Annotated in this window: 18 protein-coding genes and 1 other annotated feature; of the genes, 14 read left to right on the forward strand and 4 right to left on the reverse strand. The window is 36.5% G+C overall.

Going from position 1 to position 19,260, the window contains the following annotated elements; all coding sequences use genetic code 11:
- The first annotated feature begins 187 nt into the window (after positions 1–187).
- The 7 genes from hprK to B5D12_RS01995 all read left to right on the forward strand — a co-directional run bounded on the left by hprK (position 188) and on the right by B5D12_RS01995 (position 8,002).
- Positions 188–1,114: an HPr(Ser) kinase/phosphatase gene (hprK, locus tag B5D12_RS01965; RefSeq protein ID WP_078755248.1), complete on the forward strand. Its 927-nt coding sequence runs from the start codon at positions 188–190 to the stop codon at positions 1,112–1,114.
- A 17-nt stretch (positions 1,115–1,131) separates the two neighbouring features.
- On the forward strand, positions 1,132–1,944 hold the full coding sequence (gene lgt / locus B5D12_RS01970) for a prolipoprotein diacylglyceryl transferase (protein WP_078755249.1): 813 nt from the start codon (positions 1,132–1,134) through the stop codon (positions 1,942–1,944).
- A 12-nt stretch (positions 1,945–1,956) separates the two neighbouring features.
- Entirely contained in the window at positions 1,957–2,976 is a 1,020-nt protein-coding gene (locus B5D12_RS01975; protein WP_078755250.1) for an NAD(P)H-dependent glycerol-3-phosphate dehydrogenase, read from the forward strand.
- A 314-nt stretch (positions 2,977–3,290) separates the two neighbouring features.
- On the forward strand, positions 3,291–4,232 hold the full coding sequence (gene trxB / locus B5D12_RS01980; RefSeq protein ID WP_078755251.1) for a thioredoxin-disulfide reductase: 942 nt from the start codon (positions 3,291–3,293) through the stop codon (positions 4,230–4,232).
- Positions 4,233–4,351: 119 nt separating this feature from the next.
- Positions 4,352–4,996, forward strand: a complete 645-nt coding sequence (pcp, locus tag B5D12_RS01985; RefSeq protein WP_078755252.1) for a pyroglutamyl-peptidase I — start codon at positions 4,352–4,354, stop codon at positions 4,994–4,996.
- A gap of 79 nt (positions 4,997–5,075) precedes the next feature.
- Positions 5,076–6,797, forward strand: a complete 1,722-nt coding sequence (locus tag B5D12_RS01990) for a phospho-sugar mutase (protein WP_078755253.1) — start codon at positions 5,076–5,078, stop codon at positions 6,795–6,797.
- A gap of 530 nt (positions 6,798–7,327) precedes the next feature.
- Positions 7,328–8,002 carry a redox-sensing transcriptional repressor Rex gene (locus tag B5D12_RS01995; protein ID WP_066125313.1) on the forward strand — a complete coding sequence of 225 codons (675 nt, stop codon included), beginning with the start codon at positions 7,328–7,330 and terminating at the stop codon, positions 8,000–8,002.
- Positions 8,003–8,149: 147 nt separating this feature from the next.
- Here the strand turns inward: B5D12_RS01995 and B5D12_RS02000 are convergent, their stop codons facing one another.
- Together B5D12_RS02000 and B5D12_RS02005 are read right to left on the reverse strand one after the other, a co-directional pair.
- Positions 8,150–8,815, reverse strand: a complete 666-nt coding sequence (locus B5D12_RS02000) for a prepilin peptidase (RefSeq protein ID WP_078755254.1) — start codon at positions 8,813–8,815, stop codon at positions 8,150–8,152.
- Positions 8,816–9,048: 233 nt separating this feature from the next.
- On the reverse strand, positions 9,049–10,209 hold the full coding sequence (locus B5D12_RS02005) for a pyridoxal phosphate-dependent aminotransferase (RefSeq protein ID WP_234982886.1): 1,161 nt from the start codon (positions 10,207–10,209) through the stop codon (positions 9,049–9,051).
- A gap of 151 nt (positions 10,210–10,360) precedes the next feature.
- Positions 10,361–10,619, forward strand: a binding site (T-box leader).
- Between the two features lie 41 nt (positions 10,620–10,660).
- Between B5D12_RS02005 and B5D12_RS02010 the strand changes: the two genes are divergently transcribed.
- From B5D12_RS02010 to B5D12_RS02030, 5 genes are all read left to right on the forward strand, one after another.
- A complete protein-coding gene (locus B5D12_RS02010) occupies positions 10,661–11,731 on the forward strand; it encodes a methionine ABC transporter ATP-binding protein (protein ID WP_078755256.1) in 1,071 nt (356 codons plus the stop codon).
- Entirely contained in the window at positions 11,728–12,435 is a 708-nt protein-coding gene (locus B5D12_RS02015) for a methionine ABC transporter permease (RefSeq protein WP_078755257.1), read from the forward strand. The genes B5D12_RS02010 and B5D12_RS02015 overlap by 4 nt, the downstream gene beginning before the upstream one ends.
- 49 nt (positions 12,436–12,484) lie before the next feature.
- A complete protein-coding gene (locus B5D12_RS02020; RefSeq protein ID WP_078755258.1) occupies positions 12,485–13,384 on the forward strand; it encodes a MetQ/NlpA family ABC transporter substrate-binding protein in 900 nt (299 codons plus the stop codon).
- Positions 13,385–13,556: 172 nt separating this feature from the next.
- Positions 13,557–14,384, forward strand: a complete 828-nt coding sequence (locus tag B5D12_RS02025; RefSeq protein WP_078755259.1) for a MetQ/NlpA family ABC transporter substrate-binding protein — start codon at positions 13,557–13,559, stop codon at positions 14,382–14,384.
- Between the two features lie 149 nt (positions 14,385–14,533).
- On the forward strand, positions 14,534–15,469 hold the full coding sequence (locus B5D12_RS02030) for a GNAT family N-acetyltransferase (protein ID WP_078755260.1): 936 nt from the start codon (positions 14,534–14,536) through the stop codon (positions 15,467–15,469).
- Between the two features lie 347 nt (positions 15,470–15,816).
- Here B5D12_RS02030 and B5D12_RS02035 read toward each other — a convergent pair whose 3' ends face one another.
- Together B5D12_RS02035 and B5D12_RS02040 are read right to left on the reverse strand one after the other, a co-directional pair.
- Positions 15,817–17,217 (reverse strand): HD domain-containing protein, encoded by a 1,401-nt coding sequence (locus B5D12_RS02035; protein WP_078755261.1) that lies wholly within the window; start codon positions 17,215–17,217, stop codon positions 15,817–15,819.
- An 11-nt stretch (positions 17,218–17,228) separates the two neighbouring features.
- Positions 17,229–18,080: a lipoate--protein ligase family protein gene (locus B5D12_RS02040; RefSeq protein WP_078755262.1), complete on the reverse strand. Its 852-nt coding sequence runs from the start codon at positions 18,078–18,080 to the stop codon at positions 17,229–17,231.
- 93 nt (positions 18,081–18,173) lie between these two features.
- On the opposite strand from B5D12_RS02040, the gene B5D12_RS02045 reads away from it, so the two are divergent.
- The gene (locus tag B5D12_RS02045; protein ID WP_078755263.1) at positions 18,174–18,569 is read left to right on the forward strand and encodes a DUF1934 family protein; all 396 of its coding nucleotides are present in this window, start codon (positions 18,174–18,176) and stop codon (positions 18,567–18,569) included.
- A gap of 42 nt (positions 18,570–18,611) precedes the next feature.
- Positions 18,612–19,250 (forward strand): DNA-directed RNA polymerase subunit delta, encoded by a 639-nt coding sequence (gene rpoE / locus B5D12_RS02050; protein WP_078755264.1) that lies wholly within the window; start codon positions 18,612–18,614, stop codon positions 19,248–19,250.
- Positions 19,251–19,260 lie beyond the last annotated feature (10 nt).

Below are 19,260 nucleotides of genomic sequence, written 5' to 3' on the forward strand. Positions count from 1 at the left end.
GGGCTGCTTTTATAGATCTGCGCTATCGAAGTGGCAAATGGAAAAATTTCAATGTCATTTAAACGTGAATGTTAAATAAATCAGTTAAAATTATCACGGTGCTTAAACACTAAGATGATAAATGTGTAGCGAAATCATGGTAATTATGATACCATCAATTTAAATAATAAACGTTGGAGGTCCCGCTATGAATTCAGTGAAGGTTAATGAGATTGTCGAAACATTAAATGTAAATTTTATTTTTGGAGAAGAATTTGGTGATCGTGAAGTAACGATTAGTGAAGTTTCAAGACCGGGTTTAATCTTATCAGGTTATTCAGAATTTTATCATGCAGATAGAATTCAATTAATTGGCCGTACAGAGTCCCGTTTTTTAAATTCCAAATCATCTCAAGAACGTGTAAATATATTTGAACGAATGATTCAGCCGAACACACCGGCAGTTATTTTCACTCATATGGAGAAGGTTCCGGAAGAAATCATCCCGGTAGCAACCCGAGTGGGAATGCCTATTTTAGGAGCGCCATCCAAAACAGGACGTGTGCATGCTAATTTAACTAATTTTTTAGAAGGGCAATTAGCTGAACGTTTATCAAAGCATGGGGTTTTTGTAGAAGTATTTGGGATGGGGGTTATGTTAGTCGGTTCAAGTGGTGTAGGTAAATCAGAAACAGCCTTAGAACTGGTACAAAGAGGCCATCGTTTAATCGCTGATGATCGTGTTGAATTATTTATGATTGATGAATTAACGCTTGTCGGTGAAGCACCAGAAATTTTAGAAAATCTATTAGAGATTCGTGGATTAGGAATTATTGATGTCATGAATTTATATGGTGTTTCAGCCATTCGTCGTTCTAAACGATTGGAATTAATTATCGACTTAGTGTTAGATGATGGTACCGTAGAATATGATCGCTTAGGTTCTAAACGAGAAACGGAGCAGATTTTTGATGTATTAGTACCAAAAGTACGTATCCCAGTTAAAACGGGTCGTAACTTAGCGGCTATCATTGAATCAGCTGCTATGAATTTCCGTGCGAATTCTTTGGGTTATAATGCTACGGAAGCATTTAATCGTAAATTAGATGAATTAATTCGCAAAAATAACCAATAAGGAGTTTTGATCAACGGATGATATTAGGACAATTGTCGCCTATCGCTTTTGAATTATTTGGTTGGCCAGTTCATTGGTATGGCATCATTATTGGGTTAGGAATACTTTTAGCCTATCTATTAATTGGTGCTGAGGCGCGAAAAAAACAACTTGATGGTGAAAAAATGTCAGATTTAATTTTTTGGACAATTATCATCGGGTTTATTGGTGCAAGAATTTATTATGTACTCTTTAGATTAGATTTTTATTTAGCGAATCCAACCCATATTTTTAGTATTTGGGAAGGCGGCATTGCGATTTATGGAGGAGTGCTTGCTGGTATTCTGACAATCTATTGGTTAACTAAGAAATACCAATTACCATTCATTACCACACTAGATGTTGCAGCTCCAGGTGTATTATTGTCGCAAGCCATTGGTCGTTGGGGAAACTTTATGAACCAAGAAGCTTACGGCTATGAAGTTTCTCGTGGTTTTTTAGAGACGTTACATTTACCCGAATGGTTAATTGAACAAATGCATATTAACGGGGCTTATCACCATCCTACCTTTTTATATGAATCTGTATGGAATTTTCTTGGATTTATCATTTTAATTATTTTGAGACGAATGCCAGGTCTTTTAAAAGATGGCGAAGTCGCAGCGGGATATTTATTGTGGTATGGTCTTGGACGGATGGTAATTGAAGGTATGCGTACAGATAGTCTCTATTTAGGACCATTGCGTGTTTCTCAATGGCTAGCGGGAGTGTTTGTCATCTTATCGATTGTCTTTATTTTATGGCGAAGAAAAGATTTGTTGGTATCGGATTATACTGACAACCGATATTAGGAGGTTTTTATCGTGAAAGTAACAGTTTTAGGAACAGGTTCTTGGGGAACGGCTTTAGCTAAAGTACTGGCGGAAAACAATCATGAAGTATTAATTTGGGGACGAGACAAACGTGTCGTAGAGGAAATTAATCAAGGTCATACCAATCACCGTTATTTAAAAAAGACGCATTTACCTGCTACACTAGTAGCGACTGCTGATTTTGAAGCTGCTATCCAGCGTGCGGAAGCTATTTTAATTGTGATTCCAACACATGCAATGAGAGAAATCGTTCAACGAATCGAAGCCGTCCTTCAAGATCAATCCACTAAACCGCTGATCGTTCATGCTACTAAAGGATTGGAACCTCACACTCATTTACGAATGACGCAAGTCATCGAAGCAGTGTTAAAAGGACAAGGTTATCCAGAACCAGTGGTGCTTTCTGGACCAAGTCACGCCGAAGAAGTTGCACGTCGAGATTTAACAACGGTTACGGCTGCTAGTGAGAATCTTAAGGTGGCACAAAAAGTTCAAGCAATTTTTATGAACCAGTATTTTAGAGTGTATACAAATCAAGATGTATTGGGTGTTGAACTCGGAGCAGCGTTAAAAAATATCATTGCCTTAGGAGCAGGGATTTTAGTGGGCTTAGGTTATGGCGATAATGCCAAAGCTGGGCTGGTGACTCGTGGGTTAGCTGAGATTACCCGTTTAGGGGTCAAATTAGGGGCGGATCCATTGACTTTTTTAGGATTGAGTGGTGTAGGCGATTTAGTGGTCACTTGTACGAGTCCTCATTCCCGTAACTGGCAAGCAGGAAATTTATTAGCTCAAGGTCTGACTAAAGAAGAGGTCGCTCAAGAAATTGATATGGTAGTAGAGGGGATCACGACGACAGCGGTGGCCTATGATTTAGCTAATGAAGAGCAAGTGGAAATGCCCATTACCAATGCTATTTATTCAGCCTTATATCAGGGAGTTCCAGTACGCGAGGCAGTCGAAGGATTAATGTTGCGAGAAGGAAAACAAGAAGCAATCAGTCAGGATTAAGTATCTCGCTCATTTTTGGCTTTATGACTGAATCCAATACCGTGAAACACAAACAAAAGGTTAATCTGAAAACTCCTAGCAATTCGAGAGGATTTTATTCCAACAAGATTGCAAGTTTAAGCATATCGAAGTGAAGATTATAAAGTAGTTTTTTTATGACGAAATTGTACGGAGTGGGCTGGCGAAGTGAAATTCATTGAATTTTCTACGTCTAGCCTATTCTTTTTGTCAATTTGCAATCAAGCAAAAAAATATTCAAAAGTGAATACTCGTGGTAAGATGAATAAGAAATCAAAATAGAAAGTGTGAAACGAATGACAACTGTAGATAAAGAGCTTGTTCAAGCCGATGTCATCATTGTCGGTGCTGGCCCAGGAGGGCTAACAGCTGCATTGTATGCTTCAAGAGCGAATTTAAAGACGATTATTATTGAAAAAGGGATGCCTGGTGGTGAAATAAACAATACGGCTGATGTTGAAAACTATCCTGGATTTAAACTAATCAGTGGACCAGAATTAGCGAACCATATTTTCGAAAGTGCCATGGCTTTCGGGGCAGAGCATGTTTATGGCGATGTGGAAAAAATAGAAGTCGAAGGCTTAACTAAAAAGATCCACACTAGCAAAACAATCTATCAAGCGCCGGTCGTGATTGTTGCGACAGGTGCTAATCATCGAAAACTTGGTGTGCCAGGCGAAGAACTGTTGGCGGGTAAAGGCGTTTCTTATTGTGCGGTCTGTGATGGATTCTTCTTTAGAAATCGTCATGTTATCGTCGTAGGTGGCGGTGATTCTGCTGTTGAAGAGGGAACTTATTTAACTCAGTTTGCTGACAAAGTAACGATTATTCATCGTCGAGATGAATTGCGTGCGCAAAAAGTATTGCAAAATAGAGCTTTTGCGAATGAAAAAGTGAATTTTGTTTGGGATACTGTTGTTGAAGAAATTATCGGAGAAAATAATGTGGAAGGTGTAAAAGTCCGCAATGTAAAAACCGATGAAACCAGTACAATTGAAGCTGATGGTGTGTTTGTGTATGTTGGATTAATACCAAACTCTGATACTGTAAAAGCATTGAATGTTACTAACGAAGAAGGATGGATTGTGACCAATAATCAAATGGAAACAAGCGTACCTGGCTTGTTTGCTGTTGGCGATGTACGTCACACCAATTTACGCCAAATTGCGACTGCCGTTGGCGATGGTAGTCAAGCTGGACACATGGCTTATCAATATTTAATGAGTTTAAAAGATTAAGCAAGTAAGACGATAAGAAGGAGTGTCGTAATGATTAATAATAGCAGTGGAAACGAAAATTTTCATTTTCTATTTTAATCGTTACGACACTTTTTTCTTTGTTGAGGAGAGAAAGTACGATGAAAAAAATACTGGTAACAGGCTTTGATCCATTTGGTGGCGAACAGATTAATCCAGCACTAGAGGCGATTAAACGATTGCCAACGCTAATTGGAGATACGCAAATTGTAACCTATGAAATACCAACCGTATTTCATAAAAGTGGTCGCTTATTACAAGATTATTTGCTGAAAGAACAACCGGACGCGGTGCTCTTAGTAGGTCAAGCTGGAGGACGTTCAGCAATTTCTTTAGAAAGAGTTGCCATTAACATGGATGATGCTCGCATACCGGATAATGAGGGCAACCAACCGATTGATGAAGTGATTAATCCCCAAGGCTCACCTGCTTACTTTACAACATTACCTATTAAGCGTATCGTTCAAGTGCTAAAACAACATCACATTCCAGCTATTGTTTCTAATTCAGCAGGGACCTTTGTCTGCAATCATTTAATGTATTACTTATTAGATACATTAGCGGCTCAAAAAGTAAATACTATTGGTGGATTTATGCATATTCCATATTTACCTAGTCAAGTCGTTGACCAACCAAATCAGCCTTCGATGGCTTTGGATCAGATAGTAAAAGCGATTGAAATCACCTTAGCAACGATTATTAAAAATCAGCATGACCTCAAAATTACTGGAGGAACAGAAGTCTAAAAAGCACTATTATAAATTTTTATAGTAGTTTTTTGAAAATCATGGTATACTGAAAGCGATATGAGAGGAGTGATAACGTATGTCATGGCATAATACGTTGGAAACGTGGAAAAATTTTGATGGTTTAGATGAAGCACTTCGATCAGAAATCGAAAGTGTGGATGAAGCAACTTTAGAAGATGCATTCTCAACTAGTTTAAGTTTTGGAACGGCTGGTATGCGTGGTGTATTAGGTGCAGGACCTAACCGTATGAACCTTTACACAGTTCGTCAAGCGACAGCAGGATTAGCGCAATTAATCATTGAAAATGGTGAGGAAGCAAAAAAACGTGGTGTCGCTATCGCTTATGATTCACGACATTTTTCTCCAGAATTTGCAATGGAAGCCGCTCTTGTTTTAGGGAAACAAGGGATTAAGAGTTATGTGTATGAAAGTTTAAGACCGACACCGGTTCTTTCATTTGCTGTGAGACATTTAAATGCCTTCGCTGGTATCATGATTACAGCCAGTCATAACCCAGCAGAGTATAATGGTTACAAGGTATATGGCGCGGATGGTGGACAAATGCCACCAGAAGATGCAGACAATTTAACGAAATATGTGCGTGCGATTGAGAATCCATTAACGGTTGAAGTCGGTAATAAAACTGAATTGTTAGGTTCAGGAATTATTGAGATTATTGGCGATCTTGTGGATCAAGCTTATTTAGAAGAAATGAAAGCTGTGACCATTAATCAAGAATTAGTCAATGAAATGGCTGACCAAGTCAATATTGTTTATACACCATTACATGGGACAGGTTTATACTTAGGGATGAAAGCTTTAGAACAAGCCGGTTTCAAAGATATTAAGGTGGTAGAAGCACAAGCAAAACCAGATGGCGATTTCTCAACTGTTGCATCACCTAACCCAGAATCTGATGCCGCTTTCGATTTAGCTGAAGAATTGGCGGTTAAAGTGGATGCTGATATTATTTTAGCGACAGACCCAGATGCGGATCGCTTAGGAGCAAAAGTAAAAACTGCGGATGGAGCCTATCAATTAATTACCGGGAACCAAATTGCTTCATTGATGTTAGACTATATTTTAAACGCCTTACAGCATAAAGGAGCACTACCTGAAAATGGTGCAGCTGTTAAATCGATTGTGTCGACTAATTTAGCGGATGCCATTATGGAAAGCTATGGCCTAACGATGGTAGAAGTATTAACTGGATTTAAGTTCATTGCAGAAAAAATTCAACAATACGAAGAAACGGGCGAACATACATTCCTAATGGGGTTTGAAGAAAGTTACGGTTACTTAATCAAGCCATTTGTACGTGATAAGGACGCGATTCAAGCATTAGTAGTGTTAGCTGAATTAACAGCTTATCATAAGAAAGAAGGTCGCACTTTAGCAGATGCGATTAACCAAATGTATGAAAAATATGGTCATTTCTATGAAAAAACGATTTCACTTTCTTTCCCAGGGTTATCTGGTCAAGCAAAAATGAAAGAATTAATGGCAAATATTCGTCAAGAGGGTATCTCAGAAATGGGTGGACTCGCAGTCGAAAAAACGGCTGATTATTTAGCTGGAACATTAAAGTTAAGCGATGGTAAAGAACGTCAATTAGCGTACCCATCATCTGATGCTTTAAAATATACTTTAGCAGATGGCAGTTGGGTTGCCTTTAGACCAAGTGGTACAGAGCCTAAAATTAAATTATATTTAGGAACAACCGGTCAATCTAAAGTTGAAGTAGAAGAAAAAGCAGAAAAATTAGAAACAGCGATTCAAGAATTAATTGGAGAATAGTAATAGCATTATGACTGGGGCTGGGCATAAACCTGATAAATTTAGTTAAGATTATTGTTCATTAATTAATAGCGCAGTGGTTGAGTGGCCTCAAACTTCGTCTTAACGACTTGTTTGAGACCTACTCAACTGTGCGGGGGTGGGCAGACGAAGCGAAAATTATTTAATTTTCTACTTCTTGCCCACTCCCAGTTTTTTTTTTTATGAGAGCGGGGAAGAAATGGAATAAAAAATGTGCTAGTTATTTTTACACAATATTATGGACTTGATACAAGTTGTGGCCACTGCCTTTACGCTATAAAATAATTAGTTGAAATCAAATAGAATTTCTCAAGTTTCTGTCCAGCTACAGAGAACTCTTACGATAGCCTCCATAATCATCTTATAAGATAATGAATTCTTTTACGAAAACTATTGTGATTATATATACAAATAAGTGAAAGTGACTAGCTATCTTTGTGAAATTTTGCTATAATCTTGATAGTTATAATAGTTTATAACATTAGATTAGTGAAAAGGTAGGGGAAATTATGCACAAGGATATACCAAAAGCGACTGCCAAGCGATTACCAATCTACCATCGCTATTTACGATTTTTACATAATGCAGGCAAAAAGAGAATTTCATCAACTGAATTAAGTGAAGCCGTGAGAGTTGATAGTGCAACCATTCGACGAGATTTCTCTTATTTTGGGGCATTAGGAAAACGTGGCTATGGCTATGATGTAGATTATTTATTGGATTTCTTTAGTAAGGCATTGAATCAAGATCGCTTGACTTCAATAGGTTTGATTGGTGTTGGCCATTTAGGTAATGCTTTATTAAACTATAATTTTAGAAAAAATAATAATGTGCGTATTGGGGCAGCATTTGACGTTAATCAAGACTTAATTGGAAAAATATTATCTGGAGTTCCAGTTTATTCCATGGATGAATTAGAAGAACAAATCGAAGCCCAAGCAATTGAAGTGGTCATTTTAACTGTTCCTCAGGAAGTAGCACCAAAAGTGGTGGAACGTCTTGTTAATGTAGGCATTAAAGGAATTATGAATTTTACGCCACTTAGATTTGATGTGCCGAAATCGGTCAGAATTCAAAATGTTGACTTAACGACAGAACTTCAAACGCTATTATATTTCATCGATAGTAACATTGAAAATGATGATGATGACTATATGGATGTTCCATATAATTTCTCATTTTAACTTGGTAAATAATAGTTGAGTAGGTAGCCGAAGGGAAAATTTTGAGATTTTCTACTTCCTACCTACTTTTTTTAGGCTCCTTGTCAAATGGTGCGAATGAACAGAGTCATTTCTGTTCGCTTACACCAAAAAGTATAGAGCCCTTTTTTATAAGAATAAACAAAATAGATAACTGATTGCGATGCTAGGGATAAAAGGAATAGCATTCCAGCGTTTGGTGTGCTGATATTGTAATATGGAATAAAGAAGGCCGAACAAGGCTGCGCCTAAGATGAAATAAGGGATGGTCATTTCTTCTAAGGTGCAAGCTAATAAAGCGATTATTTTGGCATCTGCTCCTCCAAAAGCCGTAGGGCGATAATAAATGATTGTTTCCAATAATAACCATATAACGACTGCAACCCACAGTGACTGTCTATTAAACAGACAAAGAACGCCTAAGATGAATAATCCCCACCAATTGACTTGTAAATGAAAATAATCCTCAATGCTTAATAAAAGTAACCAGCAAATAATGAGTGATAATAGATAACCTTCGTAAAAGCTATTGAATTGTAAATAATAAAGAGAAAGACCAAAGCAACCACCCAGTAATTCAAGAAAAAAATAATTACGATTTAAGCTCGTGTGACAATGACGACAGGCTCCTTTTAAAATTAAAAATGAAACCAAGGGCATCAGATCGATTGCTTCTAATGCGTGACGGCAGTTATCACATTGAGAACGACGTGTAAAGTTGATAGTTTGTTCACTGGCTATACAGGTAAAAAATGAAGCCAGACAAGTCCCGATTATAAAGAATAGTACTGTCATTTTACAACCTCCTACTGATAGATACGCTGTTTGAACTGAAAACAATTGTGTAAATTCAAATTTTTATCGAATTAAGTAGCAATCAAATCCATCATACCATCACAAAAAACCCTCAAATATTAACTGGTTGAAATATAGTGACCCCAAAAAGTTAGATTTTTGGTCTAACTTTTGGGGGGCAGCTCAAAACAGTTACATTTGAAGGTTTTAATTTATCTTAAAGTGAGGCCATTTTATGAAGGTTGATGCTCTTTTACAAAAGCAGTAATACGTTTCATTGCCTCTTTTAAAGTCTCAAGACTAGCGGCATAGCTGACTCGGAAGTGATCTTTACCGGCTGGTCCAAAACCTGAACCTGGTACAACGCCTACTTTGGCTTGATGTGCTAAATCTAAACAGAAATCACGATCATTGCCTTGGTACCAATCAGGAACTTTAACAAATAAGTAGAAAGCACCTTGAGGGTTTAAAGTTTCAATATTTATTTCTTTAAAAGCTTGCATTAAGAAATCACGGCGTTCTTTATAAATAGTGCGCATTTCTTCGATAGCATCGTCTCCATGGTCATATGCGACAATACTAGCGTATTGCATTTGCGTATTAGGAGTATTGACCATTGCTTGATGGACTTTAAATAACTGGTTGGCCACTTCAGCCGGTGCTGCTAGAAAACCACTGCGCCAGCCGGTCATTGCATGCGATTTTGATAAACCATTAATAAGAATCGTACGTTCTCTTAACAATTTAGCCATTGAATAATGAGGATAATCATAAGACAATTCCCCATAAATTTCATCAGAAATGACCCATAAATCATATTTTTCGATAATCGGTACTAATGCACGCAGTTGTTGTTCAGTATAGGTACCACCAGTTGGATTAGCAGGATGGTTTAGTAAAATAGCTGTTGTGCCAGGATTATCGATTATGGCAGCTTCTAACTTTTCTGGTGTAAAGATAAAGTTTGTATCACTTGTATCAACCATGACCATTTCTCCATGCGCTAAGCTCACTTGAGTATTATAGATAACATAGTTTGGAGACGCGATTAGCACTTTATCACCGGGATTTAAAATCGTTAAGAAACTAGCAAATAAAGCTTGCGTAGGTCCTGACGTAACAATGATTTCTGTATCAGGCGAGTAAGATAAATCATATTTACGTAAGACATAGCGTGCAATGGCTTGACGTAATTCTATCATACCACGTGAATGAGAGTAGCCGTTTAGATCATCCTTTATCGATTGAATCGCCGCTTCTTTAATAAAATCAGGGGTATTAAAATCAGGTTCACCAATTGTTAAAGGAATTAAGCCTTCAATTTTCGAAATTTCCTCGTTGAAAGAACGAATAGGGCTTGGTTGTAAATGATTAAGTTGTTGATTAAATTTCACCGTTATCCCAACTTTCTATTATTATTTCTTAAATTGTAGCATAAAAAACCGCGATATAACAATTAATTAATCAAAAATGAGAAAAATGAGAAATTTATTAATAATTGTTGACAAAGAAAAAAATATCCTGTATGATAGCTACATAATATAAATAAACGCATTGATGTGGAAAGTAAAATTAATGGACATTTCCTAGAGAGCTTACATTTGGTGAAAGTAAGTAAATGAACTTAATTTGAAAATGGCCACTGAGCGGTCACTCTGAATGCTAGACAATAAGAGTGGACGGATCCAACCGTTAAAATGGCACAGTATCGTTAATACATGTTTGACTGTACTGTATGAGGTTAAATTAGCAATAATTTAACAAAAAAAGGTGGTACCACGAAATGATAACTCTCGTCCTTTATTTATGATAGGATGAGAGTTTTTTTTATTGGGAGGGATTAGAATGATTGAATTAAAAGACATTGATGTTGTCTTTAAACAAAAAGATAATGTCGTAACTGCAGTAAAAGATGTCAATTTATCAATTAATCGCGGCGAAATATTTGGAATAGTAGGCTACAGTGGAGCCGGAAAAAGTACTTTAGTTAGAACGATTAATTTATTACAAAGACCAACACATGGGTCAGTAATTGTTAATGGACAAAACTTAATTGAATTAGCACCCGCAGAATTAAGGACAGCACGCAAAAAAATCGGTATGATATTTCAACACTTTAATTTAATGAATTCAAGAACGATTTTTGATAATGTTGCATTTCCATTAAAAGGCAGTGGGCTTTCGAAAAAAGAAGTCGCTCATAAAGTGGCTGAATTATTGAATTTAGTTGGACTAAAAGAAAAGTCCGATAGTTATCCAAGTCAACTGTCAGGTGGACAAAAACAACGGGTGGCAATTGCGAGAGCTTTAGCCAATGATCCGGATGTCTTACTTTGTGATGAAGCAACCAGTGCCTTGGATCCAAAAACTACCAGCTCAATTTTAAAACTGTTAAAAGAGTTGAATCAAAAATTAAATATCACGATGGTGGTGATTACCCACGAAATGGCAGTTGTCAAGGATTTATGTGATCGAGTGGCAGTAATGGAAAATGGACATGTCCTAGAAGAAGGCAGTATATTAGAAATCTTTACACAGCCTAAACAAAGTCTAACTAAAGAATTCATTAATACAGCAACCCATTTTGACCAAGAGATTGAATTAGTCTTGAAACATCCTCAAACCATTTCCATTAGTCATGAATCTGAATTAGCCAGATTAACCTATACGGGTGATCAAACGACGCAACCGTTTATTACAGAGGTTATTCGTGAATATGGGATTGAAATTAACATCTTATACGGTCATATTGAAATTATTCAAAATACACCTGTTGGCAATTTATTAGTCGCTTTAAAAGGAGAACCGCAACAAATTAATGCTGCTACTGAATTTTTAAAGCAAAACTCAGTAAAAGTTGATTCGGTACAAACATTGTTTCAACAATATGTTCAAAAGGAGGCTGATGAGGCATGATGCAATTTATTGAAACCAATATGCCAGATGTTTATAAATTACTTGACGATATCGTGAAAGCGTCTTGGGAAACGGTCTATATGTTACTCTTGACCATCATTTTTGCTGGTATATTAGGATTGATTGTCGGTGTCATGGTAACAGTGACACGACCTGGGGGCATTTTAGAAAATATAGTTATCTATAAAATTTTGGATGCCTTTATCAATATCTTTCGTTCAATCCCCTTTATCAATATCTTTCGTTCAATCCCCTTTATCATACTTTTAGCTTTACTGATAAATGTCACACGTTTTATTGTCGGAACAACTATTGGGTCAACAGCGGCTAGTGTGCCGATTATCATTGCGACGATTCCATTTTTCGCACGACAAGTTGAAATTGCTCTTTTAGAAGTAGATTCAGGTGTGATTGAAGCAGCACAATCAATGGGATGTAGTCCATGGGATATTATTGTTAGAGTCTATTTAAGAGAAGGTTTACCGTCATTGTTACGAGTGAGTGCCTCAACCGTTATCAATGTCATTAGCTTAACGGCAATGGCTGGTGCGGTAGCAGGTGGAGGGCTAGGAACGATAGCGATTGCCAGAGGCTATAATCGTAGTAAAATGGATGTTATTTTAGTCGCAACATTCTTAATTTTAGTGATTGTCTTTGTAACACAACTAATTTTCAATTGGATTATTAAAAAAATTGAACACTAATTAACAATTTATCGGTCAAGTTTGACCTACTAAGAAAGGATTTGATTTTATGAAAAAATTTATTAAAACTATTTCATTAACTTTATTAACGAGCGCTTTAACCTTACCTTTTATCACCAATGTGGAAGCAGAAGAAAAAAATGAATTTGAAGGGGAAAAGGTTACCGTTGGAATCGTGCCGGGTTCGGCTGAAGATGTCTGGCAAGTAGTGGTTGATCAAGCGAAGGCCGAAGGGATTGAAGTTGAATTACAATTTTTCACCGACTACAATCAACCGAATGAAGCTTTACAAAATGGCTCAATTGATTTAAATGCGTTTCAACACATTGCTTTCTTAGATAACTGGAATGAATCTAATGATGGTAGTTTAGTTCCGATAGGATTTACCTTCGTATCGCCAATGGGCACCTATTCTGAAAAAATTAAGTCTTTAGATGAATTACCAGAAGGCGGTACAGTCGCTATCCCGAACGATCCAACGAATGGTGGACGCGCATTATTAGCCTTAGAATTAGCAGGAGTATTGGAAATTGATGATGACGCAGGAATTTTAGTAACGCCAGAAGACATTACAGAAAATCCTAAAAATATCAAAATTGAGGAATTAGATGCGGCGCAATTAGCAGCAACCTTACCTGATGTGGATGCAGCTATTATTAACACGAACTTCGCCAATGATGCTGGCTTATCATTAAAAGATGCTATCTTTGTAGATGCTGATTATCCAGAAAAATTAAGCGAGAAATATAAAAACTCGATTGTGGCTAGAGAAGAAGATAAAGAAAATCCATTATACTTAAAAATTGTTGAACTTTATCAAACCGATGCAGTAGCGCAAGCAATTTATGATACAACGAATGGTGGCGACAAACCGGTTTGGGAAAATGCACGGGTAATCGAGGAACAAACAGAAGAGGCCGCAACGAAAGAGACAACGGAAGCAGAGTAGTACAATATAATTAATAACCTGGAGGAGGAAGTATGATGCCTTATCGTTCCTTCCAAGGCCTATTATTCAGGAATATAACACAATAACTAAGCGAAATAATTAATATTCGGGTTTTTAATGATTTTCCCGTTAGTAAAAAAATTTTTAAATATTTATCATAAGGAGAATTCATATGAAAAAATTAGTAAAAAAAGTTAGTGTATTAGCATTATTAGCAGGTTTGGTAGCACCAGCAACTGCCTTTGCAGAAGATAAACCATTCGATGGGGAGACAGTTAAAGTCGGTGTGGCCAGTGATGATGAAATCGAAGTGTGGGAATTTGTAGCAGAATTAGCAGAAAAAGAAGGCATTACCCTTGAAGTTGAATTATTTAATGATTATGTTCAACCAAACGTGGCAGTCGCTAGTGGTGATTTAGACCTAAATGCATTCCAACATGTGGCTTACTTAGAAGAATGGAATAAAGAAAATGACGAAGATTTACAACCAATCGGCTATACTTATGTCTCACCACTAGGAGCATATTCTGAAAACGTAACTTCATTGGATGAATTAGCAGAAGGAGCAGTGGTAGCTATTCCAAATGACCCAACGAATGGTGGCCGTGCACTATTATTATTAGAACAAGCAGGTGTCATTGAAGTAGATGACGCAGCAGGTGTTTTACCAACTTTAAAAGACATTACTAAAAACGATAAAAAATTAGAGTTTAAAGAATTAGATGCTGCTCAAGTAGCGGTCAGTTTACCAGACGTAGATGCGGCGATAATTAACACGAACTATGCCTTAGACCATGATTTATCTATCGAAGAAGATGCGATCTTTGTTGACACAGAAGATTTAGCTAAAGTGAACGAGGTCTATAAAAATGTGGTCGTAACGCGTAAAGATGATGTTGAAAATGAATTATACAAACATATTGTTGAATTATACCAATCAGAGGAAGTAGCAGAAAAAATTACTGAAGTTACCGACGGTGCGAATGTTGCTGCTTGGTAATTACTTACTACACACCACAAATATACTTTTGGCTATCGAATATTTATGAGATAGCTAGAAGGTTTTTTATTTTGTGAATTGACGACAACGTGATTTTGTTGTTAAATGAAGGTGTCTTAATAGAATATGAATTGCAGTAGGAGTCAAGTATGAGTATTGTTGTGTTAAACCATCTAGCATCAGAATTAAGAGATAACATTCATCAATTAGAACAATTGATTCATCAGGCAGATCACACCTATCGTTGGTTATTTCTATCTAATCAATATAATTTTGATCAAACGATGCCATTTTTGGTTTTATATTATCATCAAAGCCATCTTGTTGGTGTAGGGACAATCTACGCAGAGGATACAGATTTAGCGGAAGTAACAAGTGTCATCCATCCCCAATATCGAAAGCTGCCAATTAAAGACGCGATGATTGCTAAAATAAAACAGATTTGTCGTGATTATCGAATAAGGGCGATTGGTTATAAAATAGAACGTAACTTTTATCAGCAATATCCAGCATTTTTTAATCGTTATCGTCTTAATCCTGATGCGATGCCAGAACTGATTTTACAATTTGGAGATAATCAAAAAGAGTTTTTAGGAGAAGAAGTTCAAACGGTTGTAGCTGTGCAGAAGAAGAAAAATAAAAGGTATGACAGTCAGTTTGATGAGAAAGAAGATAGTGTCGTACAGGTTAGTCGTGCATTACCGCAAGATTTGAATTCAATTGCTCATATATTAGCGGAGTGCTTTGACGATTCATATTATGAAGAACGGCTTTTTGTGGAGCGAGTTGTAGCAGATAGCAGCATGGTATTGTATCAATTCTCTATTCAAAACGAAATTATCGGAACATGTTCGATTGAAGTGCATCCTAAGGTTATTTATTTGTTTGCAGTCGCGATTAAGAAAAAACAACAAAATAAAGGGTTCGGAACTAAAGCAATAGCTCAATTAACCACTTATTTAACGAAAAAATATCGCCGTCCCTTACAAATTCAAGCCGATAAAGATAATAAAAAAGCGATAAAACTCTACCAAAAGCTTGGCTTTAAAACTGTGAGCGAATGGATTGAATTAATTGAAAAATAAGAATAAAATAGCAACTTAATTCAAAAAGATGTTGGTCCTTTAGGATATCAGCCTGAATTAAGTTGCTATTTTTAATCATTCAGTTTGCTTGGTATGGGCAAACCAGTATAAGAAAGGCTAGGTATAAACTTGATAATTTCAGTCCAGCCAATCATCGTTTAGGATATGTGCATTGGTTGAGTGGCATTAAACGGTGTCTAAAGATCAGGCTGATGCGTATTCAACGCTAAGGATTAGTCAAATAATATGAAAAACAACTCATTGCTACATTTTGAAATGCCCACTGTCTATGTTTTTTAATATTCAAGGCTAACGGGTAATTAGAGCTAGTGATTATCAAGATGTTGTTAATTAAAGAGTCGTTCTTGGATTTGGTAGTTAGTGTCATTGTATTCTTTTTCATGAGCTACTAAGATCATTTGTTGATTAGGAGTCAATTTATCAGCTGGAATACGTTCAAAATATGTCATTAATTGACCAGGGAAATAAAGACGTAAATCTCCTTTTACTTCTCCAGCTAAGGTGTTAACTAAAGCACTCACTTGTGATAATTCAACTTTATCATATGTTTTAGTTAATAATTCAATTTGGGTACGTTGTTTTTTTTGATTAGGGCGATAGTAATCGTAAGGTAAATCATAACTACTATTGATACCAAAGTAATAATCTGGGTCGAATCCAGCTTGGATCATTTCATCTTGTAAAGCAATCGCTAAGGCTTCACGATTTTCTTCGGTCACGATTAACGATTTAAATGGCTTACGATTGACGAAGCGATAGGCTAAATCAGATAAAATAGGATCGTCTTCATAAATCCACATTGAGAAATAAGTGCTCATTACATGGTCATCTAATAGTAAGTAATCCTGTAAAGTCCAGGTGCCGGTTAAGAATGGTTTTAATAAGCCAGCCGGTTGTTTCATTTGTGTTTCGTCTTCTAAATAGAGTTTTTTAGCACGGTCTAATAAGCTCTTTAATACTTGTTCCATTCCACGCGATACCCCATGGAAATAAACTTGCATATACATTTGATATCGGCTGACAACATAATCTTCTACAGCATGCATTCCCGAATAGTCAAAAGCTATTTGGTTATTATAAGGACGTATTACTCTAAGCACGCGAGTTAAGTCGAAAGTTCCATAACTGACACCAGCATAATAGGCATCTCTAAGAAGATAGTCCATTCGGTCGGCGTCAATTTGACTACTGATAATTTGTACTACTTGTTGGTTAGGATAAGTTTTATTGATGACACTGGCTACTTTTTCAGGGAAATCATCTCCGAAATAGCGCAATACTTGATTGATTTCTGTTTCAGAAGAAGTGATAATTTGTTGTGTTAAAGCCTCGTGATCCGTATTAAAAATACCTTCAAAGGTATGGGAAAATGCGCCGTGACCAATATCGTGTAATAAGGCCGCACAAAGCGTCACCATATGCTCATCAGGATTCCATAAGCCATCATTGGCTTTTTTAGTTGCATATTGGCGTTCGAATAAATCAATGATACGACGTGTAATCTCATATACACCTAATGAGTGATTAAAGCGAGAATGTTCTGCACCATGGAACGTAAACGAAGAGGTTCCTAGTTGCTTGATTCGTCTTAAACGTTGAAATTCACGTGTATCAATTAATTTTAAAATAATTTTGTCATGGATATGAACATAATCATGAACAGGGTCACGGAAAACTTTTTCGCGATGTAACTTTTGTGCCATAACTTTTTCTTGAAATGTTGACATATAGATGCTCCTTATTTATTAATCTGTAGAGGGTAATTACGATCAAGTGTTTTTTGGTACATTTTCTGGTAGAGTATCTCTAATGCTTCCCCAGGATCAGGCAAACGAGTTAATTTAGTTTGTTGTTGAACGGTATTTAAAAGGAGTTGTTTAAACTTTTCGACAGATATAGATTGATCTAAGAAGTCGTTGATGTTGGACATCACATCAGGATTGACATTAGGGTATTGCGAATCAGCCTCTGATGTTTGATAAAATTGCCGGATTATTTCAGATCGTTCTTTTTGATTACCAGTGACACTGATATAAGCGGCGACGGCCACACCATCTTTAAAACGACGTTGCGCAATGCCGCCAATTTTTTGTTGTTGAATGACAATATCGTATGTACCAGGACAATAGGAATCGGGTACCTCGTAGCTTTCGACATTTAATCCCAAAGTACTAAGAGCTTCTTTGAGCCATTGAATCATTTGCTCATAACCTTCATCGATACTTAACGGGAATTCTTTCAGATTAATGATAAAGGAAACATTGATAATGCCAGGATCGCTAACCACCGCTAGTCCACCGTGAGCACGTAAATGGGTAGCGTATCCTTGTTTATTTAAATACGCTATACCTTCTGGTAATGCTTTTAATCGAGTATCTTTTGGTCCCAGTAATATCGTCGGGTAATTGAGACGATAGAAGTGAATAATCCCTTTTGCCTGGGACGATTTATCAGACGGATGGTCATTAATTGTCATAATATGGCGAATAAAAGCATCTTGCCAACTTAAAGCGACTAAACCATCCTCTACATTAGAACCGGAACCGACTTCAGTGTAAAGCCAATGATGATGCGATAAAAATTCTGACATACCTTACCTCCAATAAACTGTAAAAATCGTGTTAATTCCTTTTTATTATAGCAAATAATAGGTTATAATTACTAGCAGAGGGGAAGTGAATTAGTGAAGCGTGAAAGCGTTACGGTAAAAGTGACCCAGAAAATTATGGATTCTACGACAAAACGTATTGAAAAATGGCGTCATCAAACACAAGGTGAGTATTATCAACTCAATTCATTTGAAAAAATTACTTACGAAGATCAACAAGGACAAGTGGTTCATGTTAAATGGTTTCCTAATAATGAAAATTTAGAAATTAGTTATGGTTCTACCCGATTACTATTTAATAAAGAAGAGCCAACCCAATTAGTTTATTCGACACCACAGGGATTAATGGTGTTTGATGTCTTAACACATCGAATCAGTATTGCTGATAATAAAATTTCGGTGGATTATCAGCTATTAAATGAAAATAAACCCATTGGTGATTATGATTTTAGATTGATTTATCATCAATAAATCGTTAAGATAGTAAGGTAGAAATATAAAGGAAGTGACGATATGGAGTTAAAGGCATTCGAAGGTCAGAACCGCGAGGAACTTTCATTAATTGAAGTTGCTCATGAAATATTAGTTCAAAAAGGTGATGTCATTGAATTTAATGAATTATTAATTATGATTCAAGAATATTTAGATTTAAATGAAGCCCAATTAGAAGCAAATTTAGTAAGATTTTATACTGATTTAAATATTGATGGACGCTTCATCTCATTAGGAGATAATCGTTGGGGCTTACGTTTATGGTATCCAATTGATTCAATCGACGAAGAAACTATTACTTCAGCAGAGGAAGAAGTTCCAAAACGCCGTCGTAAGAAACGTAAATTAAATGCATTTGCTGACGATGAAGATATGATCGATTACAACGATGATGACCCAGAAGATGGCGAAGTGTATGACGAAGAAGATGAAGAGTTCGATGATGATGATGAAGATATGGGTGATATCGACGAAGTCATTGCGAAAGAAGACGAAGACGAAGATGAAGAAGAGTTAGATCACTATGCAAGTGAGTTGTCTGATTTTGAAGATGAAGACATTGATGAAGATGTTGAAATCGATGAAGAAGATGATGAATTAGTAGATGATGAAGAAGAAGATTTCGAAGAATACGACGAAGACGAAGAAGTTGAGGAATAAATATCACTTA

Origin of the sequence: Globicatella sulfidifaciens DSM 15739, from assembly GCF_900167405.1 — a bacterium.
Taxonomy (GTDB): Bacteria; Bacillota; Bacilli; order Lactobacillales; family Aerococcaceae; genus Globicatella; species Globicatella sulfidifaciens.